Source organism: Stenotrophomonas sp. G106K1, from assembly GCF_037969685.1.
In the GTDB taxonomy this organism is placed as follows: Bacteria; Pseudomonadota; Gammaproteobacteria; order Xanthomonadales; family Xanthomonadaceae; genus Stenotrophomonas; species Stenotrophomonas lactitubi.
This window is the reverse complement of record NZ_JBBPFR010000006.1, coordinates 1-26,642: the sequence shown is the minus strand read 5'-3', so window position 1 is coordinate 26,642 and position 26,642 is coordinate 1. Positions and strand designations below refer to the sequence as shown.

19 protein-coding genes and 1 tRNA gene are annotated in these 26,642 nt (G+C 66.9%); 10 read left to right on the top strand and 10 right to left on the bottom strand.

Translation table 11 applies throughout. The features are described from left to right. Positions 1–41: 41 nt before the first annotated feature. Positions 42–359 carry a metalloregulator ArsR/SmtB family transcription factor gene (locus WKB25_RS07760; RefSeq protein WP_340569827.1) on the top strand — a complete coding sequence of 106 codons (318 nt, stop codon included), beginning with the start codon at positions 42–44 and terminating at the stop codon, positions 357–359. 3 nt (positions 360–362) lie between these two features. Here WKB25_RS07760 and WKB25_RS07755 read toward each other — a convergent pair whose 3' ends face one another. The 5 genes from WKB25_RS07755 to WKB25_RS07735 form a co-directional block, all read right to left on the bottom strand. Continuing rightward, positions 363–791, bottom strand: a complete 429-nt coding sequence (locus WKB25_RS07755; protein ID WP_340569826.1) for a BLUF domain-containing protein — start codon at positions 789–791, stop codon at positions 363–365. Between the two features lie 82 nt (positions 792–873). Continuing rightward, complete coding sequence (locus tag WKB25_RS07750; protein ID WP_340569825.1) at positions 874–2,013, bottom strand: response regulator; 1,140 nt, start codon at positions 2,011–2,013, stop codon at positions 874–876. Further along, entirely contained in the window at positions 2,010–2,585 is a 576-nt protein-coding gene (locus WKB25_RS07745; RefSeq protein WP_340569824.1) for a chemotaxis protein CheB, read from the bottom strand. The genes WKB25_RS07750 and WKB25_RS07745 overlap by 4 nt, the downstream gene beginning before the upstream one ends. Next, positions 2,585–3,409, bottom strand: coding sequence for a CheR family methyltransferase (locus WKB25_RS07740; RefSeq protein ID WP_340569823.1), 825 nt, complete (start codon positions 3,407–3,409; stop codon positions 2,585–2,587). Before WKB25_RS07740 ends, WKB25_RS07745 begins: the two co-directional genes overlap by 1 nt. After that, the gene (locus WKB25_RS07735; RefSeq protein ID WP_340569822.1) at positions 3,406–6,504 is read right to left on the bottom strand and encodes a response regulator; all 3,099 of its coding nucleotides are present in this window, start codon (positions 6,502–6,504) and stop codon (positions 3,406–3,408) included. Before WKB25_RS07735 ends, WKB25_RS07740 begins: the two co-directional genes overlap by 4 nt. A gap of 177 nt (positions 6,505–6,681) precedes the next feature. Here WKB25_RS07735 and WKB25_RS07730 point away from each other — a divergent pair, with 177 nt between their 5' ends. Further along, positions 6,682–7,815 carry an ATP-binding protein gene (locus WKB25_RS07730; RefSeq protein WP_340569820.1) on the top strand — a complete coding sequence of 378 codons (1,134 nt, stop codon included), beginning with the start codon at positions 6,682–6,684 and terminating at the stop codon, positions 7,813–7,815. Further along, the gene (locus WKB25_RS07725) at positions 7,805–8,164 is read left to right on the top strand and encodes a response regulator (protein ID WP_089240789.1); all 360 of its coding nucleotides are present in this window, start codon (positions 7,805–7,807) and stop codon (positions 8,162–8,164) included. Before WKB25_RS07730 ends, WKB25_RS07725 begins: the two co-directional genes overlap by 11 nt. Before the next feature lie 87 nt (positions 8,165–8,251). Here the strand turns inward: WKB25_RS07725 and WKB25_RS07720 are convergent, their stop codons facing one another. From WKB25_RS07720 to WKB25_RS07705, 4 genes are all read right to left on the bottom strand, one after another. Beyond that, a complete protein-coding gene (locus tag WKB25_RS07720; RefSeq protein ID WP_340569819.1) occupies positions 8,252–11,953 on the bottom strand; it encodes a hypothetical protein in 3,702 nt (1,233 codons plus the stop codon). Further along, entirely contained in the window at positions 11,950–18,018 is a 6,069-nt protein-coding gene (locus WKB25_RS07715; protein WP_340569818.1) for a CshA/CshB family fibrillar adhesin-related protein, read from the bottom strand. The genes WKB25_RS07720 and WKB25_RS07715 overlap by 4 nt, the downstream gene beginning before the upstream one ends. Before the next feature lie 766 nt (positions 18,019–18,784). Next, on the bottom strand, positions 18,785–19,249 hold the full coding sequence (locus tag WKB25_RS07710) for an N-acetyltransferase (RefSeq protein ID WP_340569817.1): 465 nt from the start codon (positions 19,247–19,249) through the stop codon (positions 18,785–18,787). A gap of 44 nt (positions 19,250–19,293) precedes the next feature. After that, positions 19,294–19,370, bottom strand: a tRNA-Arg gene (locus tag WKB25_RS07705). Positions 19,371–19,555: 185 nt separating this feature from the next. On the opposite strand from WKB25_RS07705, the gene WKB25_RS07700 reads away from it, so the two are divergent. From WKB25_RS07700 to WKB25_RS07670, 7 genes are all read left to right on the top strand, one after another. Further along, on the top strand, positions 19,556–21,088 hold the full coding sequence (locus tag WKB25_RS07700) for an aldehyde dehydrogenase family protein (RefSeq protein ID WP_025874884.1): 1,533 nt from the start codon (positions 19,556–19,558) through the stop codon (positions 21,086–21,088). After that, entirely contained in the window at positions 21,088–21,876 is a 789-nt protein-coding gene (locus WKB25_RS07695; RefSeq protein WP_340569816.1) for an SDR family NAD(P)-dependent oxidoreductase, read from the top strand. Before WKB25_RS07700 ends, WKB25_RS07695 begins: the two co-directional genes overlap by 1 nt. A 159-nt stretch (positions 21,877–22,035) precedes the next feature. After that, the gene (locus WKB25_RS07690) at positions 22,036–22,326 is read left to right on the top strand and encodes a DUF4190 domain-containing protein (protein WP_340569815.1); all 291 of its coding nucleotides are present in this window, start codon (positions 22,036–22,038) and stop codon (positions 22,324–22,326) included. 7 nt (positions 22,327–22,333) lie between these two features. Further along, positions 22,334–23,104: a class I SAM-dependent methyltransferase gene (locus WKB25_RS07685; protein ID WP_340569813.1), complete on the top strand. Its 771-nt coding sequence runs from the start codon at positions 22,334–22,336 to the stop codon at positions 23,102–23,104. A 9-nt stretch (positions 23,105–23,113) separates the two neighbouring features. Beyond that, positions 23,114–24,169 (top strand): quinone-dependent dihydroorotate dehydrogenase, encoded by a 1,056-nt coding sequence (locus tag WKB25_RS07680; RefSeq protein WP_340569812.1) that lies wholly within the window; start codon positions 23,114–23,116, stop codon positions 24,167–24,169. A gap of 8 nt (positions 24,170–24,177) precedes the next feature. Then, positions 24,178–25,242: a UDP-N-acetylmuramate dehydrogenase gene (murB, locus tag WKB25_RS07675; RefSeq protein ID WP_340569811.1), complete on the top strand. Its 1,065-nt coding sequence runs from the start codon at positions 24,178–24,180 to the stop codon at positions 25,240–25,242. Between the two features lie 32 nt (positions 25,243–25,274). After that, a complete protein-coding gene (locus WKB25_RS07670; protein ID WP_340569995.1) occupies positions 25,275–26,162 on the top strand; it encodes a DMT family transporter in 888 nt (295 codons plus the stop codon). A 234-nt stretch (positions 26,163–26,396) separates the two neighbouring features. On the opposite strand, the gene WKB25_RS07665 is transcribed toward WKB25_RS07670, so the two are convergent. Continuing rightward, the coding region (locus tag WKB25_RS07665; protein ID WP_340569810.1) for a transposase at positions 26,397–26,642 on the bottom strand (246 nt) is incomplete at its 5' end.

The window sequence follows — 26,642 nt, the reverse complement described above, 5'->3', positions numbered from 1 at the left end:
ATTTATCTAAATTAGACTTTCCTTAACTATCCGGTCAAGCCATGCGCAGCATCAGCACCGACAGCGCTGCGATGGCCACGCACGCCACACAGGCGGCTGCCCTGCTGAAATCGCTGGCCCACCCGGCGCGCCTGCGTGTGTTGTGTCGTCTGGTGGAAGGTGAAGCACCGGTGCCGGAACTGCAGGCGGTGACCGGCCTGAGCGCATCGGCGCTGTCACAGCATCTGGCCGTTCTGCGCCATCTGGATGTGGTGGCAACGCGACGGCAGGCACAGACACTGCACTATCGGCTGCTGGAAGGTCCGGCGCTGGGGGTGCTGCAGGCATTGCACACGGCGTACTGCGCACCGCAGCGCTAGCGATCAGCCCGCGCTGAGCGCCGGCCGCACGACCTCGGTCAACAGATCCACTGCGGTAAACAGTCCACTGTCACCGTTCATCGTACGTGCGAATCCCGACCAGTCCCCTGCGGAAAGCTGGCGCAGCAGCGCAGCGTCCACCGGCAACACGCGCATCGCCCAGTACGGAAACTGACGCTGGCCAACCCGGCCGCGCGCGAGCTCGACGATGTCGACATGACTGCCAGCCTGCAGGATGCGCTCATACACCGAATCGATGCCATCGGGTGGCCCTTCGATGTACTGCAGGAAGCGTTCGCCGTCATTCAGCAATACGCCGGTCACCCCTGCCAGCTTGTTGAAGCGCGCAGCATCATCGACCAGCGTCTGCAGACGTTCGGCGGAAAGATCCGGCTTGGACTGGCTGACGTAGGCGATGGCACGCAGTGGCATGGGGCTTCCTTTGCAAGAGTGGTGCCACGGTAGCAGTTGCGGACGAATTCGTCTCAGTACGCTCACGCGCCAGCTGAAGAATTCAGGAAACGACCGGACTGCGCCCATCGGCGCGGCGCGGCAGCAGTGCCTCGAACACCACCTGTCCGGCGTCGTTGCGCGCGCTCAGCTGTCCACCATGGGCACGCACGAACTGGTCAACGATGTACAGCCCCAGCCCAAGCCCGTTGCTCTGGTGGAAACTTGCCTTGAACGGTTCGAACAAACGCGGCAGCAATGCTTCATCGACATGGCCGGCGTTGCTTACGCGCAACGCGACAATACTTGCATCGCTACCATCGACCTGTACCTGTATCGCCGCGTCGGCGCCATGGGTGAGTGCGTTGCCGACCAGGTTGGCGATGATCTGCCCCAAACGATCCATGTCGCCCTGCAGGGTCGAATCACCGCGCACATCCAGTGCGATCCGATCGGGTCGATGACCGGCACCGGTCTCCACCAGCACCGCACGCGTCACCTCGGCCAGGTCGCAGGCACCCGTCTGCAGGCGCAGGCCACCACTGCGGATACGCGAGAAGTCCAGCAGCTGCTCGACCATGCGCGCCATCCGCAGCGTGCTGGCTTCCAGATAGCTCAGTGTCCGCTGCGCGCCGGCATTGTCGGCCGGCAGCTCCAGCGACAGCTTGTCGGCACACAGCAGGATGGCCGACAGCGGCGTGCGCAGGTCGTGGGTCAGCACCGCCGCCATGGTCTCGTTGAGCTTCAACGCGCGCTCCAGCGCCTCGTTGCGCGCCTTCAGCAGCTGACGCTGCTGGTAGAGCTCGATGAACACGTTGACCTTGCTGAGGATCACCTGCGGCGCTACCGGCTTGTGCAGGAAATCCACCGCGCCGGTCCCGTAGCCCTTGAACACCCGCAGCGGATCATCCGGCGAGGCGGTCAGGAAGATGATCGGCACGTCGCGGCTGCGCTGCGAGCCGCGCATCAGCTCGGCCAGCATGAAACCATCGATCTCCGGCATGTGCACGTCCAGCAGCGCCAGCGCCACCTCATGCTCCAGCAGCAGTTCCAGCGCCTGCGCGCCGGAATCGGCCAGCAGCAGGTTGACGCCCTCGCGGCGCAGCAGCGCCTCCATCGCCACCAGGTTCTGCGGTACGTCGTCGACGATCAGCAGGTTGACCGGGGCCTGCGACTGGGCAGGGTCCGGTGGCAGCAGGTTCATGCAAACAACTCCTTCAGGCGACGACACATCAGTTCAAGGGGCAGCACGGCGTCGGCGCCGGCGTGCTGCAGGGCGGAGGCCGGCATCAGCGGTGCCTCGGCCTCCTCGGGGCATTGCAGCCAGGCCTGGCCACCCGCAGCGCGCACCGCGGCCACGCCGTCACTGCCATCGCTGCTGGCACCGGTCAGCAGGATCGCCAGCACGCGCGTGCCGAACACGGCGGCGGCCGATTCGAACAGCGGATCGATGGCCGGCCGCGAAAACAGCACCGGTTCGTCCATCGACAGGGCGATGGCCTGCGCGTCCTCCACCAGCAGGTGGTAGTCCGGCGGCGCGAAGGTTACCGTTCCCGCCTGCAGCGGCTGCTTGTCCTCCGCCTCGCGCACGGTCAGCGCGCAGGACGGTGCCAGCACATCGGCGATGCGGCTGGAACGATCACGCGGCAGGTGCAGCACCACCAGTACCGGCACCGGCAGGGTGGCCGGCAACGCGCCAAGCACGATCTGCAGGGCGGCCACGCCACCGGCCGATGCGCCGATCACCACCATTTCTGGGCGCGACATCGCCACCATCAGGCCACCTTCCGGTACAGGCGGTGCTCCCGCGAACAGGCTTCGAACGCATCGTGATGACGACCGAACTGCAGCGATTCCTTGCTGCCCAGGCCCAGGAAGCCGCGATGCACCAGTGCTTCGCGGAACAATCCCACCGCCCGATCCTGCAGGTCGCGATTGAAATAGATCAGTACATTGCGGCAGGACACCAGGTGTACTTCCGAAAACACCGTGTCGGTGGCCAGGCTGTGGTCGGCGAACACCACGTTGCGGCGCAACTGGCGGTCGAAGACCGCGCCGTCGTAGGCGGTGGTGTAATAGTCCGACAGTGAACCGGTGCCGCCAGCGGCAAGGTAGTTCCGGCTGAACTGCGCCAGGCGGTCGATGCCGTAGGCGCCTGCCTCGGCCGTGGCCAGTGCAGCGGGGTTGATGTCGGTGGCGTAGACGATGCTGCGCTCAAGCAGGCCTTCCTCGTGCAGCAGGATCGCCAGCGACCACACTTCCTCGCCGGTACTGCAGCCCGCCACCCACAGCTTCACCGAGGGGTAGGTGCGCAGCACCGGCACCACCTGTTCGCGCATCTGCCGGAAATACTCCGGGTCACGGAACATCTCCGAGACCTGCACGGTGAAGAACTGCATGGCCTGGGCGAACAGCTCCGGTTCGTGCAGCAGCCGATGCTGCAGGTCCGACAGGCGCTCGCATTCATAACGCTGCATGGCCTGGCTGACGCGACGGCGCAGCGAGGACACCGCATAGCTGCGGAAGTCGTAGTGGTAGCGCTGGTACAGCGCTTCCAGCAGCAGCTTCAGCTCCAGGTCGAACAGCGCCTGCTCGTTCATTGCCGCGAGCACCAGACCCGGCACAGCGATACCAGCTTGTCCACGTCGATGGGTTTGGCGATGTAATCGTTGGCACCGGCCTGCAGGCAGTGCTCGCGGTCATCGGGCATGGCCTTGGCGGTCAGCGCGATGATCGGCAGGTCCTGCAGGTGGCGCTGCGCGCGGATCTCGCGCATCGCCTGCAGGCCATCCTTCTCCGGCATCATGATGTCCATCAGCACCAGGTCCACGTCACGCTGGGCCAGCCGATCAACGGCCTCCTGGCCGTTGCGGGCGATCTCCAGCGTCACCCCCAGCGGCTCCAGCACGCTGGACAGCGCGAAGATGTTGCGCACATCGTCCTCGGCCAGCAGCACGGTGCGTCCGTCGAGCACGGTGTCGCGGCGGCGCGCTTCGCGCAGCAGTCGCTGCTGGTCGCTGGGCAGGTTGGCCTCCACGCTGTGCAGGAACAGCGTCACCTCGTCGAGCAGGCGCTCGGGCGAACGCGCACCCTTGATGATGATGCTCTTGGAGTAGCGGCGCAGGCGTTGCTCTTCCTCGCGGCTGAGGGCACGGCCGGTGTAGACGATGACCGGCGGGAAGCCGACGTCATCGTTGCCCGCCATGTGCTCAAGCAGATCGTAGCCACTGCCGTCGGGCAGCGACAGGTCCATCACCATGCAGTCGAAGGTGACCGTGCTCAGCTGTTCCACCGCTGCGGCAAGCGTGCCGACAGCGGCGATCTGCAGCTGATCGCGGCCCAGCAGCAGTTCCAGGTTGCGGCGCAGGTCGTTGTCGTCCTCCACGATCAGCAGGCGCCGTACGTCGCGCTGGCTGGTCTGTTCAAGCTGCTCGATCGCTGCCACCAACCGTTCGCGCGTGGTCGGCTTGATCGCAAAACCGATCGCACCCAGCTCGCGCGCCACCTGGCTGCGGTCCATGCCCGAGACCACGTGCACCGGAATGTGCCGGGTCTCAGGGTTGCGCTTGAGTCGTTCAAGCACGGTCAGGCCGGAGACGTCGGGCAGGCCGATGTCCAGCAGGATGCCGTTGGGGCGCAGTTCCGCCGCCAGTGCCAACGCCTCTTCGGCCGTGGTGGCCACCACGCAGTCGAAATCGAGTTCGTGCGCCAGCGTCACCAGCGCTTCGGCGAAGACCGCGTCATCTTCCACAGCCAGGATCAATCGCCCTGCGTGGCGGCGCCGGCCGCGGTCATCGGCCACCGTGGCGACCGGAGTGGCGCTGGAGCGCTGGGCAACAGGCGTAGGGGCCGTCGGCGCGACGGGGGCCTGTTGTTCGGGCGTGGCGACTGCGGTGTCTCCGCCGGCCTCGGCCATCGGCGCGCCCTGCAAGGGCAGCTCAAGAATGAAGCAGCTGCCGCGGCCCGGCTCGCTGTCCACCTGGATGTCACCGCCCATGCGTACCGCGAGGTCACGCGAGATCGACAGGCCCAGGCCGGTGCCACCGTAACGGCGGCGGGTGCTGCCATCGGCCTGTCGGAAGGCTTCGAAGATCAGCTGCAGCTGGTCGCGTGCGATGCCGATACCGCTGTCGGAAACTTCGAAGCGGATCCGGCCATTGCCGCCGTTGCGCACCTGCAGGCTGACCTTGCCGTGCTCGGTGAACTTCAGTGCATTGGCCAGCAGGTTCTTCAGGATCTGCTGCAGGCGCTGGTTGTCGGCCACCAGCTGGCTGGGGGCCAGGCCATCGGCCTCGATCTGCAGCGCCAGGCCCTTCTGCCGCGCCATCGGCTCGAAGGTTTCGCGCAGCCGTTGCAGCACGCTGTCGACCACCACCACTTCGTCGGCCAGTTCGACGTGCCCTGCTTCGATGCGCGACAGGTCAAGGATGTCGTTGATCAGCGCCAGCAGGTCGTTGTTGGACGACAGGATGGCGCGGGCGTACTTGACCTGCTCGTCGCTGAGCGTGCCGTCCTTGTTGTCGGCCAGCAGCTTGGCCAGGATCAGCGAACTGTTCAGCGGCGTGCGCAGTTCGTGCGACATGTTGGCCAGGAACTCGGACTTGTAGCGCGAGGTGGCGGCCAGTTCGTTGCTGTTGCGGACCAGCTGGCCCTGCGCGACCAGCAGCGCCTGCTTCTGCGCCTCCAGCTCGTGGGTGCGCTCTTCCAGCTGCACATTGCTCTGCTCAAGCTCGGCCTGCTGCTGTTCCAGATGACTCTGTGACTGCATCAGGCTGCGGCTCTGCTCTTCCAGCTCCTCGTTGGCCACGCGCAGTTCTTCCTGCTGTGCCTGCAGCTCTTCGCCCTGGCGCTGCGACTCCTCCAGCAGCACCATCAACTGTCCACGCAGCATCGAGGTGCGCAGTGCCATGCCGATCGTTTCGGCGCAGCGCTCCAGCAGCTCGTCGTCCAGTGCGCGCTGATCGCCCACCACCGAGCGGCCGAGCTCGATCACGCCGACCACGGCGCCGTCACTGCTGACCGGGGCGAGGATGCGCTCGCGCACAGGCACGCGCCCCAGGCCCGTCTGCAGCTCCAGCGTGGCCGCGTCGCCGCCCTGCAGGTGCCGCGCCAGCTGATCGCGGGCGACCTGCCCTGCCACCCCTTCCTGCAGGCCCAGCGTGGCCGGGATGCCGGTAGGCAACGCCAGCCCACCGGTCAGCTGCAAGCGGCCACCCTCCAGCCGATAGAGCGCTCCGACATCTGCGCGCAGGTGGGTCGCCAGCGCCGTCACCGCCGCTTCGGCGATCTGCTCGGGCGCCAGCTCGCCGCGCAGGCCGATCGCCACTGCGTTCTCCGCTTCCTGCAGCCACAGCGCGCGCATCGCCTCGCGCCGCGCCTGGATGGCGCGCGATGCGATGAGTGCGATCATCAGGAAAGCGGCGCCGCCGATGGTCCGGTTGACGAACGAGAAGGACGAGTTGGTGCTGGCCGGCGCCACGTTGTAGCCCACCGCCAGCATCACGCAGGCGCAGACGGCCACCACGAACGGCACCCGCGCGCTGCGCTGGAACACAGTGACGCCGATAGCCATGAAATAGGCCAGCCATACCGCATAGCCCAGCGGCACCACCAGTTCCAGCGCGGCCGTAGCCGCCACCAGCACCGCCGAGGTCATCCAGATCCAGCGGTCACGCGTAGTCGCACCAGGACGCATGCAGGTCGGTTCCACATTGGAAAAGGGGGTGATGTTACTCCGTGTCGCATTCAGCCGCATACGACCAATGGCACGGGCGCTGCGTGCACGTTTTCTTCACACTCCACTGCCTACGTTCTCGTCCCTCACAGAGGTAATACGCATTCCATCGTGGTCGCTGCCGCTTCGACGCCGTCCATGTTGACGGACCCCTCCCGACAGCTGCGACTGCTGATCGACAGCGTGCGCGATCATGCGCTGTACCTGCTCGATCCCGACGGCATCGTCTGCAGCTGGAATCCCGGTGCCGAGCGCATCAAGGGCTATCGGTCGGAAGAAGTCATCGGCACCCACTTCGGGCGCTTCTATCTGCCGGCCGAGCGCGATGCCGGCGAGCCGCAGCGGCTGCTGCGACTGGCGGCGGAAAGCGGGCACCAGGCCGCCGAAGGTTGGCGTGTGCGCCGTGACGGGTCGCCGTTCCGCGCCAGCGTGGTCATCGAGTCGGTGGTCGAGAACGGCGAGCTGGTGGGCTTCGTCAAGATCACCCGCGACATCACCGAGCAGTGGCAGGCGCAACGGCTCCTGCGCGACGCGCAGCGGGCGTTGCGCCAGACCCAGCAGTTCGAGACGGTCGGCCAACTCAGCCGCGGCCTTGCCCACGAGTTCAACAACCTGCTGACCACCATCGTCAATGCGCTGGACCTGCTGTCAGCACGCATGGGTGATGATGAGCGTGCCAATGCCCTGCTCACCACCGCGCAGGCGGCCAGCGATCGTGGCGCCCTGCTGACCCGGCAACTGCTGGCCTTCAGCACCGGGCAGACCCTGATCCGCGAAACGCTGGACATCAATGCGCGTATCCACGACTGGCTGCCCGCCCTGCAGGCCACCTGCCCTGCCGGCGTCACCCTGGAAACCGCGCTGGCGGCCGGCCTGCCTGCGATATTGAGCGATGCCGTGCAGCTGCAGACAGCGCTCGCCAACCTGGTCGGCAACGCTGCGGATGCCACGGTGGGGGGCGGTCGGGTACTGATCGCCACCGCGCTGGAACACCGCATGGACCCCGACGCCGACACATCCCGGCAACGGACCTATGTGACGTTGAGCGTCTGCGATGAGGGCCATGGCATGGCTCCGGACATCGCCGAGCGTGCGACCGAACCCTTCTTCACCACCAAGGACATCGGCAAGGGCAGCGGTCTGGGCCTGAGCCAGGTGTTCGGATTCACCACCCAGAGCGGCGGTTTCGTTGATGTGTCCACCACGCCCGGTGTCGGCACCACGGTCAGCCTGCTGCTCCCTGCTACCGAGGACCCCGCAGATGACCGATGATCCGATCCGCGTATTGATGGTGGAGGACCAGACCGATCTGCGCGAGATGATCGGGCTGGCCCTGCGCGACTTCGGCATCGACGTGGCGACCACGGCGGATGCGCAGGAAGCGGTCGCCCTGCTGCAGGGTGGCGCGCGTTTCGATGTGGTGTTCAGTGACATCAGCATGCCCAACGGCATGTCCGGCATCGAGCTGAGCGAGCATGTGGCGCGGGACCAGCCGCAGGCGCGGATGATCCTGTCTTCCGGCTACGCGCGCTCGCAGTTGCCGCCGCTGCCCGAGCAGGTGGAATTCCTGCCCAAGCCGTACCGGTTGCGGCAGCTGGTGGAGCTGCTCAAGCAGGAGTGAGGAACCGCTGTTTTGCCAGGCATGGCCTGGCACTACTCGCAGCGACCGTCTCGGGCCCGCCAGGCATGGTCTGGCGTTGCCCTGTCATCAATAGCGACCCACCAGGTTCAGGTACCAGCCGCGATGGGTGTAATCGAACCTGGTCAGATCATCACTGAAGTCGGTGAAGTTGTAGCCCACGCCGACCCGGAAGTTGCGGCCGACATCACGGTCTACACCCGCCAGCCAACCTTGCCGGCGACCACCATCACGCACGTCCAGCAGGCGGTATTCCAGCAGGCCATGCCATTGGTAGTCCAGGTCATAGCGCAGCTGCGCGGTGCCGAAGTTCGTCGCTGAATCGAACCACGGGCCGGTGCCGCGGCCATAACGCACCTCGCCTTCGCGGCGGGCCAGCTTGGCCGCCACTTCCCAGCGCTGGTCGATGCGGTACACGCCTTCCAGCGACAGCACCTGGGTGCGCTGATCGTAGTCCACGCCGTTGACCTGGCCCATCGTCGACAGGTCGTACAGATAGCTGTAGCGACCGAACAGCGCCCAGCGGTCATTGTCCCAGGGACGGTAGGCGAAGCCGAGATTGCCTTCGATGAAGCGCGCACCGGCCATCGGGTTGATCGCATCGTCGGTGTCGGCGTAGTTGAACCGCGCAGCGATCCGCCAGCTGTCATTGAGACGATGGCTGAGACGGTTGGTGCTGACCCACTGCGTGCGCCGCTCCGCACCGGTGTCACGACGCCACTCCAGCTTGCTCTGCCACTCGGTACCCGGCGACGTACGGCCGCCGGACAGGCTGACGGCCTTGCGGTCGACCTGGCCACTGCTCGAATCCAGCTTGCCATCGCTGAGGGTGAAGCCCGCGTTCCAGCCCACCGCCGGATAGAAATCCATGCCGAAGGTGTTCGCCAGGCCCGATTCCTGGCCGGATTTCAGGAACTGGCTCTCATTGAACACGTTGACCTGGTCGGACAGGCGCCAGCGCTGGCCCAGCGTCCAGCCGTCCTGCGCGTTGGGGCTGAACAGCGGATCGTATTCACTGCGGTCGGTGGACTGGGTGAACGCACCATAGAAGCTGTGCTGCGGGGTCAGCTTGTACTCGGCATTGACCTGCGCGGCACTGCCCCGATCACCATCGCTCACCTCCGCGCCGATCGTGGACAGGTTGGCAAAGGTGTAGGTACCACCGGCGACCACCGCATCATTGTCCGCGTAGCGGCCATGATCGTCATCGACGGTCAGCTGACCGCCGCCATAGATGTCCAGCGCGGTGCCGATGCGATGGGTGTAGCGCGCTGCTGCCAGCACACCGGCATTGCTGCCGATGCCGCGGTCCTCCTGCACCCGGCGCAGCTCGGCCGACACGCGGTCGTTGTCGCCGATCCGCCATTCGGCGGTGGCCTGGGCTTGGATCAACGATTCATTGCCCCGCCGTGCTTCGCTGTAACGCGCGTACAGGCTGAAATCGTCGGTCACGTAGCCCAGCAGCTCGGCGCCCTGCTCACGCACGCGCTGGCCGGTGTCGAAGCGGCCCACCGAGTAACCACCGTCGACCTGCCGCCACCAGGCACCGGCACTCCAGTCGCGCTGGGTCCAGCCCAGCTCGCGCAGGTTCACCCGTGCCTCCACCGCGGTCGCCTCGCCTTCGCGCGGCCCTTCGGGGTTGAGGCGGGTGAAGCTCAGGCCACCGTTGTCGGAGAAGAACACCGGGGCACTGGTCGCCTCGCTGCGGCTGTGTTCGACCTTCAGGTAGGTGCCCCGACCGGCCTGCAGGGTCAGGTCCGCACCGCGCAGCGAATAGTCCTGCCCGGCGCGCTGTTCGTCCACATAGGTGGCGCCCACCGCCACGTGATCGCCGAACCAGTGCTTGCCACGTACGCCGGCGGTGATGTCGTCATTGTCGAAACCGGTCGGTACCCATTCGTAATCGACGATCAGGCGCTGCTCGTAGCCGTCCAGCGGCACGTCGCGGCTGATCCGGCGCAGGTTCTCGCGGCTGACCTGGGCCAGCGGCCGGGTCAGCAGGATGCGGCCCTGCAGCGCGTCGATCTCGTAGTCGGCACCGCGCACCAGCGACACCCGCTGCTCGACACGGCCGGTGGTGCGGTCACGGATTTCCAGTACCACCTGGTCCGAGCCGCGCAGGATGCTGGCGTGGCGCAGGTAGTACAGGCTGCCGCCGGTGCCGATGAACTCGCTGTGGCCCGGCGCGGTCTCGGCCTGCGAACCGAACAGGCGCAGTTCGGTCTGCGCATCGCCCCAGGCATTGGCGCCGCGTGAGCGCCACGACAGCGCCGCACCGTACAGCGAGCGCACGTACTGGGCGTATTCGGTACCGCTCAGGCCGGTGTTGTAGTTGCCCCACAGTGCCTGGTTCTTGTCCCAGTCCATGCGCAGGTAGAAGCGCCCCATGCTGTCGACGTCGCGCTGGGTCAGCGAATCGTCGCCGTAGGTGGGGTAATACAGGTCCGGATCCAGGCTGCGGAACAGGTCCTGCGGATCGGCGGTGGTGAAGCCGGTGAACAGCTCGTCCAACGGCCGGTTCTGGGTATCGGCCTGCGCAGTCAGCAGATAGCGGCCGCGCGTCTTGGCCTTCAGATAGAACGCCAGGCGCCCGTCACTGAGTACATCGTCATCGCGCTCGCCACGGGCGATATCGCGGCCCGCACCACTGGCCTTGTTCTGGTACACCGTGACGTCGGCCAAGCCAACGCCGAACAGATAGCGGCCGCTGACATCCACCTCAAGGGTCCGTGCGATCGCCGGTGCGTCGGGTCGCTCGACCCGCACATCGAACGCGTGATGGCCGATCGGCATCAGGTATTCTGCGGCGAATTTGCGATCCTGGTCCAGCGGATAGCTTTCGCCGTTGATCTTCAGTGCCGCGCCAAGCGGCAGGTCACGGCCGCGCAGGCGCACGCGCGAGCCGTACACCGGGATGTTCTGCTGACGCAGGCCGTTGCTGTCGAACAGCTGCTCCAGCAGCGACAACGAAGCGGCCTGGCTGGCATCAACGGAAGTACCGCGGCGATCTTCCATGGCGTCACGCAACTGCTGGTTGCCACGCTCCACTTCGGCCAGCGTCACCAGCTGCATGGACTGCGCAGACGTCTCATCGACATTGCCCTCGGCATCGTATGCGCGCAGCACATAGAGCAGGCGGTCACCGCGACGCAGTGGCGTGGACGCCGGCAGCGTGCCGTCCCAACTGCCCTGCCCGACCGCAGCCACAGGCAGTTCAAAGGTCGCCAGGGGCGCGACCCGGTCACTGTCGCTGCCGCGGTAGATGCTCACTTCCAGGCGTTTGATGAACGCGGTGTAGTTGCCACGCACGAAGAATTCGACCGGTCGCACGATGCGGCCCTGGTCGAACGCCACCATGCCCGGCGCCGAGATCGACAGCTCGGGCTGTCCCATGGCGGGGTCTTCGGTGGCCCAGATCGCGCCGCCTTCCGGCAGGCGGATCATGAACTCACCGCGCACGGTCGCCTTGCCCGGCTCGTCCAGGGCAACACTTACGCGGCGGTCGGGCTGCAGTACCTGCGACGACGAACGCGTCGACGTGCCGTCGGTCACCGGCTCATCGAAGCTGCGCGAGCGCAGGGTGAACAGGAGGTCGCCGTCGGCGCTGCATTGATTGCTCTCGCAGTGGATCGGCGCGGCGTCGCTGGACGTGACGTTGGCCGGCGGTGGCGCCGCCTGTGCGGTTGCTGTCAGGCTCAACAGCAGCGCTTGGTACAACGCGGCGCGGTGCAGGCGGGCAGGACGCCGGACGACAGAGTGATGGGCGCTCATCGGCGGGCCTCCTGTTGGCGGGCCGCCGCGCGGGTGGCGGCGGTCTCCTCGTTGCGCACGCGCAGACGCTGCTGCACGGCGGGGCTGAGCTGGACGCGCAGCGCTTCGAACACGGCATTGGCACGGCGCAGGCCCAACGCCTGGTTGTAGACGTGGCTGCCACGCACATCGGTATGACCGACCAGGCTGACCTGGCCGCCCCCCATCTGCTCCAAGCGCGCGGCGATCGCGGCCAACAGCGGCTTGAACTCCTCGCGGATCACCGCCTTGTCGGTGTCGAACAGCACGTTGCCGAGCAACGCACCACCGGCATCAACGCCAGCAACCAGCGAGTGCGGATCGCGCACGTCGGTACGCAGCTGCACACTCAGGCCAGCGCGCGCCCCTTCGGCCACCTCGGCCTGCAGCGCATCACGCACGGCCACCGCACGGGCGAAGGCCAATGCCTGGCTTTCGCCGTTGGCGGCAATCACCACGTCACCGCCCTGGTAACGGTCAACCACCGCGGCCATCTTCGCCAGCACCGGGCGATAGCTGGCGCGCAGTTCGCTGCTGCCCGGCGCGAACAACACCTCCCCCAACGCCAGCTCGGCGCGCTCGGCGGCCGCCTGCGGCGACGGCGGCAGGCGCACGCCGAAGCTGAAGCGGGTCGGCACGCCCTGGGTGACCCGACGCAGCAACGGATTTTCGGTGGTCAGCTCGGAACCACCCGGTACCGTTGCCGGATCCAGCTTGACGATGAAGTTGCGGCCCAATCGCGCATCGCCACCGTGCACATCGGCCAGGTGGTAACGACCGAACGGATCGGTTTCGATCAGCAGGCCCTCCACCGTGGCCAGGCGCACGCCGGGAATGCCCTGCTCCTGGATGCCGTGGTTGCGGATCACGTAGGCCACTTCATAGCCCTCGGCCACCCGCGCGATCTCGCGATGCACGACCGGCTCCGCCGCGGTCAGGCCCTTCGCCGCCTCGCCGCTGCGCTGCACGGTTGCGCCACCCTGGGCATCCAGCTGCAGGCGATGGCCCTGTGCGCTTTCCAGCACGAAATCATCGGTGAAGGCCAGTTCGCGCAGGCGCTGGCGGATCACCACCTGGTGGCTCTCGACCGTGTCCGAGGTAGACGCAAGCCCATGCACCACGCCCACCTGCACGCCATGCAGCAGCGGCGCGCTGGCATCGGCCAACGGCTGCGGGCCATCGCCACGATCCAGCGTGGTCGAACCCGGCACGTAGGCAGCCGGTGCGAAACCACCCTGCACGCGCACGCCCCTCAGTTCCGCACTGTCCTGCCAGCCGTCGCCATCGCGATCATCGAACACGGTGCCGAATACCAGGCTGTCTTCCAGCAGCGGATCGGCATCCATGCGCACTTCAGCGGTCGCCACGTTCGACAGCGGGGTGCCGTCGTCGGCAGTGGCCACGGCCTGGTTGATGTGGTTGCCGGCGCGCACGCCCGCACCCACACGCAACAGGTAGGTGATGGTGGCACTGCGGCCCACGGCAATGTCGACCGCGCCGATGCGCAGCGGGGTCTGGCTGCCGCCCAGCGAGAACGCGCCGTCGTCGTCGGCCACGCGCATCGAGCCATCCACATAGCTGAAGCCCGGCGGCGGTGTATCGACCACCACGCCGTCGCGCCAATGGCTGCTGCCGACGTTCTCGACCACCAGCTGGTAACGCACCAGGTCGCCGACTTTCACCAGGCGCGGGTTGGCGGTCTTGGTGATGCGCAGCGCGAAGTCCGAGATCACCTTGTGCCGCGTTTCGCAGGTGCTGCATTCCGGCGGCGGCGAACCATCGGGGTACTGGCCGCGCAGGCGGTTGAGCACTTCCGTGCGTGCTTCCTGGTTGACGATGGCCTGGTAGACGAATTCATGCTGCCCCACCGGCGTACCGGTCGGCAGCGTGCAGACGATGTCGGTGCCCTGCTGCACGCAGCCAGCCGGCAGCGTGTCCACGCTCAGCCCGGCGTCGGGCGTATCCAGCAGCTGCAGCGGCTGCCGCAGCGAAGCGCGCTCGACCGTGGCCCGCAGGGTATAGCGCAGGCGGTCGCCCGGACGCACTTCACTGCCACTGGCCGGGCCGGACAGCTTTTCCAGCACCACGCGCGGCTCGGCCAGCACGTGTTCGGTACTGCAGGTGCCGGTGCAGGTGGGGGTGTCGCCGCCACTGCCCAGCACCGCATTGCGGACGCTGCCACTGGCCTGCGCGTTGACCTGCGCGCGGTAGCCCAGCGTGTAGGTCCCGGGTGCGGTGCCCGCCGGCAGCGTGCATACCAGCGGATTGCTGGCGTTGCAGGTAAAGGCGCCCGGCTGGGTCACCGACTGCAGGTCCAGGCCTGTGCCCAGGGTATCGGTCAGGGTGAGCACATCGGTGGTCTGCGAGTTGGCGACCACCACCTCGACGCTGTAGTCCACCGCATCGCCGATGTTGACCGGCGATGCGGTGCTGGAGGACTTGCGGTAAGTGACTGTCGCCGCCAGCACCGGGGTGGTGGTGGTGCAGTCGGTGGTGCAGGTATTGGTTCCTGTGCCACTGCCAAGCACGGCGTTGCTGACGCTGCCCTTGGCCTGCGCATTCACCGTCGCGGTGTAGTCGACCGTGTAGGTCCCCGGTGCGGTGGCGGCCGGCAACGTGCACACCAGCGGATTGGCGGCGTTGCAGGTGAAGCCGGTAGTGGCGGTGACCGAACCGAAGTCCAGGCCCTGCCCCATCGTGTCGGTCAGGCTGAACACAGCAGTGGTGCGCGAGCGGCTGACCACCGCGGTCAGGGTGTAGGCGATGCTGTCGCCCACCTTGACCGGGCCGGCGGCGGCCGAGGTCTTGCGGTAGTCGATCTGGCTGCCTGCCACCGGCGTGGTGGTATCGCAGTTGACGGTGCAGCTCGGGTTGTCGCCGCCGCTGCCCAGCACCGCATTGGTCACCTGGCCGGTGGCCTGGGCGTTGACCACGGCGGTGTACGACAGGCTATAACTACCCGGTGCGGTACCCGCCGGCAATGTGCACACCAGCGGATTGGCCGCATTGCAGGCGTAGAGGCCGGCACCGGTCACGCTGCCGAAATCCAGGCCATTGCCCAGCGTGTCGGTCAGCGTCACCACGTCGGTGGTGCGCGAGTTGGTCACCACCGTGGTCAAGGTGTAGGTCAGGCTGTCACCCACCGACACGGGGCCGGCGCTGTTCACCGACTTGGCATAGCTCACGCCCGGCGTCGCCACCGGCGTGGTGGTATCGCAGTTGGTCGTGCACGAAGGCGTGTCGGTGCCGGTGCCGAGCACCGCATTGCGCACGGTGCCACTGGCCTGCGCATTGACCGTGGCGGTGTAGCTCAGGCTGTAGGTACCCGGCACCGTCCCGGCGGGCAGCGTGCACACCAGCGGGTTGGCCGCATTGCAGGTAAAGATGCCGGCGCTGGTCACGCTGCTGAAATCCAGGCCGCTGCCCAGCGTATCGGTGAGGGTGACCACATCGGTGGTGCGCGAACGGGCAACGGTCACGCTGAGCGTATAGCCGATGCTGTCGCCCACCCCCACCGGTCCACCGGTGGACGCCTGTTTGGCGTAGCTCACCTGCGGGCTGGCCAGTGGCGTGGTGGTATCACAGCTGCCGACACACGACGGATTGTCGGGACCGCTCGGCACAACGGCATTGCGCACCTGGCCAACAGCTTGTGCATTGACGATGCCGGTATACGAGAACGCATAGGTTCCTGGCACCGTGCCGACAGGCAGCGTGCACACCAGCGGATTGCCGGGCACGCAGCTGAAGCCGCCGGCATTGGTCAGGCTGCCGAAGTCCAGGCCGGTGCCCAGGGTGTCGGTCAGCGTAGTCACAGCGGTGGTGCGCGCATCGGCCACGACCACGCTCACCGTGTAGGCAACGCTGTCGCCCACCGCGACCGGGCCGGCCGCACCGCTGGCCTTGGATACCGAGATGCGCGGCGCCGCTACTGGTGTGGTGGTGGTGCAGTTGCTGCTGCAGGTGGGAGTGTCGGTGCCGGTGCCAACCACCGTATTGACCACCTGGCCACTGGCCTGTGCGTTGACGGTGGCCGCATAGGTCAGGCTGTAGGTGCCCGGCACGGTGCCCGCTGGCAGCGTGCACACCAACGGATTGGCGGCATTGCAGGTGAAGGCGCCGGCATTGGTCACGCTGGCGAAGTCCAGGCCGGTGCCAAGGGTATCGGTCAGGGTCAGCACGTCGCGGCTGTTGCCGTCGGCAATGGTCACATCGACCGTGTAGCTCACCGTCGCTCCGACCGTCACCGGTCCGGTGGTGTTGGAGCGTTTCGCATAGCTCACCCGGGTGACCGGCACGGTCACATCGCTGCGGGTGCAGTGGTTGGCGTCGGTGCACGCCTCGCCCGGTTCAGGCGGATTGCCACCGTTGAACGGATCGTAGCCGCCACCGGCGCTGGCGTGGTTGCGCAGCAGGCCGCTTGCCGATGCGGACACCGTCACCGGCAGGGTGAAGCTGCTGCTGTCACCGGCGGTGCCGGCTGCCGACAGCACCTGGCTGCTGGTGCAGGTCACCGCCTGACCGCTCGCCGTACAGCTCCAGCTGCCGCTGCTGAGGGTTCCGGTCCAGTTCGGCACGATACCCGCCGGCAACTGGTCGCGCACGGTGATCACACCCGCCGGCACGTTCGGCGGATTGCCGGTCGGCACGCTGGTGGTGTTGCTGATCGTCAGCGTGTACTGGGTACCGGTCTGGCCGTAGTTCCAGATGCCGCCGGTGGCATTGTTGCCCTTCACCACCTTCAGCGCGGGTGCGGTGATGGTGATCAGATGGTCTTCCACTTCACCGTCATCGGCCACGCCGGTCGGTTGCTGGATCTGCGCCGCATTGGTCGCATAGCGCAGGCGCACGTAACTTGTACCGGCGCTTACCTGCGCGGGGACGGTCCAGCTCAGATTGGCCCCGCCGCCACTGCAGGCAGCGGTGTTGCTGCGCTCGCCCGGGTCGAAGGTGCCGTTGCGGTTGAAGTCGATCCAGCCAGCCACGCTGCCGTTGCCCACGCACGCCACCGGTTGGCCGATCTGGGTACCGGCCTGCATCACCGTCAGCACGTAGTTCGTCGACCAGGCATTCTCTTCGTTGGGATTGCCCGCGGGGAAGTTGTCGTCGCCCTTCGCATCGGCGCTGTAGCTGCTCTTCTGCTCGGTATCCGGGCCCACGGTGCCGAGGAAGTCGGTCAGCGGCGGTGCCAGGCCGCCCGGTGTATAGCCGGCGGTGTTGATGTTGGTGGGGGTGGCATTGACCGGCAGGCCATCGGGGCGGAACTGCAGATCGTCCACCACGTGCATGGCGTCGCCATAGCTCTGCGGTGCATCGCCGAAGTCGGCGTAGGGCACCAGCAGGCCGATGGCGATGGCGGTGGTGCCGCCGCCGCGCATCGAGAAGCCCATGTTCACCGCGAGGTTGCCCGGCGCATGCGCGGCATTGTCGAAGTTGAGGAACGTCACCGCAGCAGTGTTGTTGTCGTTGCCCGGCCCGAAGCGGATCACGCTGTTGCCGCCGCTGCTGGACTTGGTCACGTTGTAGGCACCTGCGCCGAGGTTCTTGCGCATCTCCACCACGTTCCAGGTGCCCAGTGCACTGGCTTCGACGAACTCGCCGCTGTTGTTGATCGACTCGGCGTCGGCCATCACCACGCCGCGCAGACGATAGGGCGCGCCGCCCAGTGTCGAGACGCAGTTGATCTCGAAAGAGGATGTGCCGGCGCTGCGCGAGATGCCCGCGATCAGCTGGTTGGCACCGCCAGCGCCACCGACGTTGTACAGGTCATCCAGGCTGTCGCCGCTGAAGTTGCCGGGACGGTAGCTCTGCAGGATGCCACCACCGCTGATGTTGGCCAGGCTGCAGCTGACGTTGAGGTCGATGCCGGAGGCAACGGGCATGGAGATCGACGAGGTATCGCCACTGTTCAGCGTCACCCCATGCGTGCCCAGCGCCGAGCCGCCGCCCCAGGTCAGCCACAGCACCGTGTTGCGGTAGGGGCTGGTGCCGCCGGTCGCGTAGGCCGCAGCCCAGGTCGACGATGGCAGCAGCACTGAGAGCAGCAACAGCAGGCCAGCGGCCAGCCATCGTCCGGCCCGGCCTGGGTGTGCACTTTTTTCAGGATGAACGGATTCACCGCCCGCGCTGATGCGCGACGTCGTCGACTGCCACATGTTGGTTTTTTCCCCGTCATCGGCCCCGCAGTGGGGCCGCTGTTCAGTGGGTTGCCGGGGATGGTTCTCCCGGACCCGGAGACGCTTACGAATGCGTGTCTGCCGGCTCCGTGGCGACTACAACCATCCCTGGCCCCTGTTGGTCAGGTGCGCAAAACTGTGACGAAGATAACACAATACAAACAATTGTGTGATGTACGTCACATTTAAATTTGCTGAATTTGGCGCCGGCCCAGCGAGCACAGTTGTAGCAACCGGCCTCCGGGGGCTCGTGCACGGATCCGGCAGCCGGACCGCCCTTTCCGGCAATTCGTCACGCATTTTCGGAGCCGGGACGAGGAGACCGGCAGGGGCGCGCACAAAAAAACCGCCGGGCCATGGGCTACCGGCGGCATTGAAATGGAAGGGAAATCACGCCGCACCTGGCGGCGGCCGTGCAGCTACCAGGGGATGAAAAGCAGGATCAGCACGATCACCAGCAGTACGGCGGCAACGGTCAGCAGCACGTTGCGCTGGCGCCAGGAAGGCTTGGGGGTGCCGGGGGTATTCATGGGGGCGCTCCTAGGCAACCGATGGGGACAGCACCAGACTGCCGAGTCCGCTTGCAGCAGCGCGTGCAGGTGATGTGCAGCGGGAGTGGAGAGCGCTCTTCCGCAGCTCAGGCGGTACGGCGGGCCATGAACAGCAGTTCTGGCGTGGACGCTTCTTCGCTGGCAACGAAGCCAAGGTCGCGGTACAGCGCCACGGCGGCCGGATTGTGCCGATAGACCTTCAATGTCAGTTGCACTGCATCGGTGCGGCGAACGGCTTCGGCGCACAGCGCCATCATCAACGCCCGGCCCAGCCCGCGGCCGCGTGCCTGTGGCGACACGATGATGCGCCCAAGGTGTGTGCTGCCAGCTGCGGTCTGCCAGAACTGGCCGAAGCCCAGGCAGGTGCCGTCGGCATCCAGCAGTGCCCAGCCCGGGCGCATAGGCAACGCCAACGCAGCGGCGAAGGCATCGGCAGGCAAGGGAATCGGCACACCGGGACCTGCCCAGCGCAGGGTCGCCTCAGGTGAGTCGAGCCAGCCGGCGATGACCGCGAAGTGCGAAGGCAGGACGGGCTGCAGGACGTGATCCATGGCACCGGCGTTTTGCGGGCGCGGGTCGATGCGCCCGACGTGGATGGTGACCCCGGCCCGATTCGAACGGGCGACCTTCCCCTTAGGAGGGGGACGCTCTATCCAGCTGAGCTACGGGGCCATGCAGCCGCCAAGTTTACAGGCAAGCCGCCCTGCCCTCCAAGCATTCGTCTGCGACGCCACTGCCACTGGCGCGGCGCACCATGGCAGTTCTGGTCGCTCTGTTACCATCGGCGGCTCAGTTCGTCGCGCCCCCACCTGCCCGCGACGGCACCAAACACAACGTAACGAAACACAGGAGTCTGCATGTCTTCCGAGCTGCTCAAGTCCCTTGGTCTGGACGCGATCAACGCTGGCACCTACCTGGGCAACGGGGAGTGGTCGAGCGCTACCGGCGGTGAGCTGATCACCCCGATCAACCCGACCACCGGCGAGCCGATCGCGCAGGTCCGCGCCACCACCGAAGCCGAGTACGAAACCGTCATCGCTCGTGCGCAGGAAGCCTTCAAGGTCTGGCGCACCACCCCGGCCCCGCGTCGCGGTGAAGCCGTGCGCCTGTGCGGCGAAGCGCTGCGCAAGCACAAGGACGCCCTCGGTTCGCTGGTCGCGCTGGAAATGGGCAAGAGCAAGCCCGAGGGCGACGGTGAAGTGCAGGAGATGATCGACATCGCCGACTTTGCCGTGGGCCAGAGCCGCATGCTGTACGGCTACACCATGCATTCGGAGCGCCCGGGCCACCGCATGTACGAGCAGTACCAGCCGCTCGGCCTGGTCGGCATCATCAGCGCGTTCAACTTCCCGGTGGCGGTGTGGGCATGGAACTCGTTCCTGGCCACGATCTGCGGCGACATCTGCCTGTGGAAGCCGTCCAACAAGACCCCGCTGACCGCCATCGCCTCGATGCGCATCTGCAATGAAGCGCTGCGCGATGCCGGTTTCCCGGATCTGTTCTTCCTGATCAACGACGCCGGCACCGCGTTGTCGGAAAAAATGGTGGCCGACAAGCGCGTGCCGCTGATCAGCTTCACCGGTTCCACCCAGGTCGGCCGCACGGTTGCCGAGAAGGTGGCGCACCGTCTCGGCCGTTGCCTGCTGGAACTGGGCGGCAACAACGCGATCATCCTCGACGAAACCGCCGACCTGAAGCTGGCGATCCCCGGCATCGTGTTCGGTGCGGTCGGCACCGCCGGCCAGCGCTGCACCACCACCCGTCGCCTGATCGTGCACGAATCCATCCATGACGACGTGCTGGCCACGCTGGTCAAGGCGTACAAGCAGGTGGAAGGCAAGATCGGCGATCCGACCGACCCGGCCAACCTGATGGGCCCGCTCAACAGCGACGGTGCCGTGCAGCAGTTCCTGGCCTCCATTGAGAAGGCCAAGGCCAGCGGCGGCACCATCGAAACCGGCGGTACGCGCATCGACCGCGCCGGCAACTTCGTACTGCCTGCCATCGTCACCGGCCTGAAGAACAGCGATGAAGTAGTGCAGCACGAGACCTTCGCGCCGATCCTGTACGTGATGAAGTACAGCACGCTGGACGAAGCCATCGACATGCAGAACGGCGTGCCGCAGGGCCTGTCCTCCTCGATCTTCACCACCAACCTGAAGACCGCCGAGCGCTTCCTGTCGGCGGCCGGTTCGGACTGCGGCATCGCCAACGTCAACATTGGCACTTCGGGCGCGGAAATCGGTGGTGCCTTCGGTGGCGAGAAGGACACCGGCGGTGGTCGCGAATCCGGTTCGGATGCATGGAAGGTCTACATGCGCCGCCAGACCAACACCATCAACTATTCCGATTCGCTGCCGCTGGCCCAGGGCATCAAGTTCGACCTGTGATGGCAGAGACCGCGTCTCTGCGCGACGGCCGGCCGGTGATCGATTTCACCGGCCGCCGGGTATTGATTGCCGGTGGCAGCAAGGGCATCGGTCGCGAACTGGCGCTGGCGTTTGTCGGCGCCGGAGCGCAGGTTTCGGTCTGCGCGCGCGGCCAGGCCGGCCTCGATGCCCTGCAGGCCGATGCGCAGGCACAGGGCACGCAGCTGCACACCTTCGTCGCCGATCTGGGCGACCTTGGCCGCATAGACGCCTGGCTGCAGGCCGCCGCCGATACGCTCGGCGGCATCGATGTGCTGGTCAACAACGCCACCGGCTACGGCATGGCCGATGACGAAGACAGCTGGGCCGCCAGCCTGCAGATCGACCTGATGGCCGCTGTCCGCGCCTCGCGCCTTGCGTTGCCGTGGCTGCGCGCCTCGTCGGACGCCTGCATCCTCAATCTGTCCTCCATCGCCGCGCAGCAGCCGCGTCCCGGCGGCGCGCCGTATGCGGCGGCCAAGGCCGCACTCTCGCACTACACCACCTCGCAGGCGCTGGCTCTGGCCCCGGACCGGATCCGGGTCAACGCCATTGCACCAGGCTCGATCGAATTCGCCGATGGTCTCTGGGATCGACGTCGTGTCGAAGACCCGGCGCTGTACCACGGCACCCTGGCGAAGATTCCGTTCGGCCGCTTCGGGCAGCCGCGCGAGATCGCCGACGCCGCGCTGTTCCTGTGCTCGCCGCTGGCGCGCTGGATCACCGGCCACGTGCTCAACGTCGATGGCGGCCAGGTGTTGATGGGCTGAATCTGTAGAGCCGAGCCCACGCTCGGCTTGCGCGCGCAACGCGGGCGATGCCGTACCAGCCGAAGCGTCAGCCGAGCATGGGCTCGGCTCTACAGGGCACTGCCCATGGGATTGCCGGAGCAGAGGCACTATCATGTCGGCACTGCCATGGAGGACTCGATGAGCGTGCCACCCCGACAGAGCAACGCCCTGGCCGTGGTCAGCCTGATCGCGGGCATCTGCAGCTGGACCGTGCTGCCGGGTGTCGCCGCCGTCGTTGCCATCATCACCGGGCACCTGGCCCGCGCCGAGATCCGCCGCCGCGCTGGCGAACAGGAGGGCGATGGCATGGCCCTGGCCGGGCTGATCATGGGCTGGCTCAACATCCTCGCTGCGGTGGGCCTGGTGGCCATCCTGATCTTCGCGATGGTGGCGGCTGGTGCCGACGCCAAACCTGGACTGCGCTGGTGAAAGCACGATGACCTCCCCGGACAGCACTGAACGCTTCAGCAGCCGCGTCGCGGACTATGTCCGCTACCGCCCCGGCTATCCGGCCGCGCTGATGGACTGGCTGCATGGCCCGATGGCCGTGGCAACCAGCGCGCTGGTTGCTGACATCGGCGCAGGCACCGGCATCTCCAGCCGGCAGTTCCTGGCCGCCGGCCATCCACTGGTCGCCGTCGAACCCAACGCGGCGATGCGCACCGCCGCCGAGCACTGGCTGGCGCCGCAGTATCCACACTTCTCCGCCGTCGATGGCCGCGCCGAGGCCACCGGCCTGGCCGATACCAGCGTTGACCTGGTCAGTGCCGCGCAGGCCTTCCACTGGTTCGACACCGTGGCCGTGCGCGCCGAGTGGCAGCGCATCCTGCGCCCGGGCGGCCTGGCGCTGATCTACTGGAATTCGCGTCTGCTCGATGCCAGTCCGTTCCTGGTCGGCTACGAACAACTGCTGCTGGACTACGGCACCGACTACACCGCGGTGGCCGAACGCTACCAGGACGACGACACCATGCAGGCCTGGTTCGGCTCCGGCCTGCGCGGCATGGTGCAACTGCCGAACGTGCAGCACCTGGACCTGGACGCCCTGAGCGGGCGCCTGCTGTCTTCTTCCTACGCGCCGCAGCCCGGCCATCCGCGCCACGCGCCGATGCTGGCTGCGCTGCAGGACCTGTTCACCGCCCACGCCGTCGACGGCCAGGTCGCTTTTGAATATCGAACCCGAGCCTTCCTCGGCACGCTGGACTGAAACCAACGCATGTATTCGCTTGCCCGCCCCTTCCTGTTCTCGCTCGACGCCGAACGCGCCCACGGTCTCGGCCTGTCCGCTCTGGACCTGGCCTATCGCACCGGCACCACGCCGCTGGTGGCCGCACGCATCGCGCCGATGCCCAGCACGGTGTTCGGGCTGACGTTCCCCAATCCGGTGGGCCTTGCTGCTGGCCTGGACAAGAATGGCGAGCACATCGATGCGCTGTTCGCGCTGGGTTTCGGCTTCGTGGAGATCGGCACGATCACGCCGCGGCCGCAGGTCGGCAACCCGAAGCCGCGCCTGTTCCGGCTGCCGGCGCACAACGCGATCATCAACCGCATGGGCTTCAACAATGCGGGCGTGGATGCGCTGGTGCGCAACGTCGAACGCGCGCGCAACCGGCGCGGCCTCCTCGGCATCAACATCGGCAAGAACAAGGACACCCCCAACGAACAGGCCGCCGATGATTACATCGCCTGCATGGACAAGGTGTACCCGCTGGCCGACTACATCACCGTCAATATTTCCTCGCCCAATACCGCCGGCCTGCGCGAGCTGCAGGAAGAGACCGCGCTGCGGCAGCTGGTCAGCCAGCTGCGTGAGCGCCAGGAAGCGCTGGCCGCACGGCATGGCCGGCGCGTGCCGATGCTGGTCAAGGTGGCCCCGGACCTCAGCGAGCGCGACATCGACGCCGCCGCGCGCGTGCTGGGCGAACTGCAGGTGGACGGTGTGATCGCCACCAACACCACCATCGACCACAGCCGGGTTGCCGGCGATCCGCTGGCCAATGAAGCCGGCGGCCTTTCCGGTGCCCCGGTGCTGGAGCAGTCCACCCTGGTGCTGCGCCGCCTGCGCGCGCGCCTGCCCGAATCGGTGCCGCTGGTCGGTGTCGGCGGCATCCTGTCCGGTGCCGACGCCGTGGCCAAGATGGCCGCCGGTGCAGCGCTGGTGCAGTGCTACAGCGGCCTGGTCTTCAAGGGCCCGGCGCTGGTCGCCGATTGTGTGGAGGCGATCCGGCGCCGACGCGAGGCGCCCAGCCGCGGCGCGGTGGCACCGCTGTGAGTACCCCCATGGACGACACCAACAACACTGCAGCCCCGCTGCGCTGGACCCTCACCCGTAACGCGCCGCTGCAGGCGCTGAACACCTTCCACGTGCAGGCCAGCGCCGCGCAGTTGCTGGAACTGCACGATGCCGCGCTGCTGCCGGAGGTCCTGGCCCTGCCGGAGGTAGCCGATGGCCCGTTGCTGGTGCTCGGCAGCGGCAGCAACGTGCTGATCGCCGACGACCTGCCCGGCACCGTGCTGGTGTTCGGCAACCGCGAAATCACCTTCCTGGAACACCGTGCGGACCACGCCGTGATCCGCGCCGGAGCCGGCGTGTCCTGGCACGGGCTGGTGATGTGGTCGCTGCAGGAAGGCCTGTCCGGACTGGAAAACCTGGCGCTGATTCCTGGTACGGCCGGTGCATCGCCGATCCAGAACATCGGTGCCTATGGCGCCCAGGTCGGCGAATTCATCCAGACCGTAGAGGCCTGGGACTGCCTGGAAAAGACCTGGGTACGGCTGGACAACGAGCAGTGCGGCTTTGCTTACCGCGACAGCGTGTTCAAGCAACAGCCGGACCGCTACCTGATCACCGCCATCGAACTGAAGCTGCCCCTGCTGCATGACCTGCGCATGGGCTACGCCGGCATCCGTGAAGAACTGCAGGCGCAGGGCGTGGAACTGCCGAGTGCGGTGGACGTCGCCAATGCGGTGATCGCGATCCGTCGCCGCAAGCTGCCCGACCCGGATGTGCTGGGCAACGCGGGCAGCTTCTTCAAGAACCCGATGCTGCCACTGGAACAGGTGGAGGTGCTGCTGCAGCACTTCCCCGAGCTGCCGGTGTTCCCGGCAGACCGCGACGATCGCCGCAAGGTCTCGGCCGCCTGGATGATCGAATCCTGCGGCTGGAAGGGCTTCCGCGAGGGTGACGCCGGCGTTGCGCCCAGCCATGCGCTGGTACTGGTCAACCACGGCAACGCCACCGGCACTGAACTGCTGGCGCTGGCACGGCGGATCTCCGCCTCGGTACTGGAGAAATTCGGCGTGCCGATCGAACCGGAGCCCCGCCTGCTCGGCGCACAGTGGTGAGCACACCCGCCCTACCCGCCAGCGCCACCCCGTTGCGGGCGGCGCTGCTGATGCTCGGCAGCACCATGGCGTTCGGCCTGATGGCGGTGGCGATCCGCTACGCCACCCGCTACGTGCCGACCCAGGAAGTGGCGTTCTTCCGCAATGCCTTCGGCCTGCTTGCCCTGCTGCCGATGCTGCTGCGCCCGGGCCATGCCCCGTTGAAGACGCAGCAGCTGCCGCGCTATTTCGTGCGCAGCGCGATCGGCCTGGGGTCGATGCTGTGTGCGTTCTGGGCGCTGGGCCACCTGCCACTGGCACAGGCCGTTTCGCTGTCCTACTCCACGCCGTTGTTCGTCACCATCGCTGCGGTGCTGTGGCTGGGCGAAAAGGTCCGCCTACGGCGCTGGGCGGCGGTGGTGGTCGGCTTCATCGGCGTGCTGGTGATCGTGCGCCCGGGCACGGCCGGCTTCACGTCCGGCAGCCTGATCGCCGTGGCCGCCGCCGTGCTCAGCTCGCTGGTGGCGATCCAGATCAAGCAGCTCACCCGCATCGACAGCGCCGATACCGTGGTGCTCTACACCTACGTGTTCTGGGTGCCGCTGTCGCTGATACCGGCCTTGTTCGTGTGGGTGTGGCCCGCCGGCATCGCCTGGGTCTGGCTGCTGGCCACCGGCGTACTGGGCACCATCGGCCAGTTGTTGTGGACGCGCGCGTTACGACTGGGCGAAGTCTCCGCGCTGACCCCGATCAGCTTCCTCCAGTTGCCGCTGGTGACCTTGTGCGGCTGGTTGCTGTTCGCCGAGACGGTAGATCGCTGGACGATCATTGGCGCCGGCATCATCCTCGCCGCCAACGCCTACATCGCCCATCGCGAGGCAGTGCTGTCACGGCGTGCCGCGAGCGTCGCCGCCAGCGCGGCCGCCAAGCCGGCAGAGTAAGGGTTCTGGCCGGGCTGCGCCCGGCACCCGCAGAGGCCGGAGCAACTGCAACAGCCGAAGCAACTTCAACAGCGACATTCCGTGGGATGGCGAGGTGGTGTCGGATTGCGGGGACGCCGTAAATACGTCCCTGTAGCAACTGTGTTTGCAGGAGGAGCTTCGGCCCTTCCTGCAGACGGGCACGGTAGTGCCGGCCGCTGGCCGGCAGCCTCTGGATGTACGCACGCACTGAGGTCAGGCGGGGGTCGGTCCGCTTTGGGCGTCACGTACTCGGGCGTTGAGGATCACCAGCATCTTGCGCATCACGGCCACGATGGCCACTTTGGCCTCCTTGCCGCGCGCCCGCAGCGAGCGATAAAAGTCCCGCAATCGAGGTTCGTGCTGCAGCGCCGACATGCTGGCCATGTAGAGGACCTGGCGGATCTCGGCTCTACCACCGTGGATACTTCGTTTGCCGCGCACCGTCCCGCTGTCATGGGA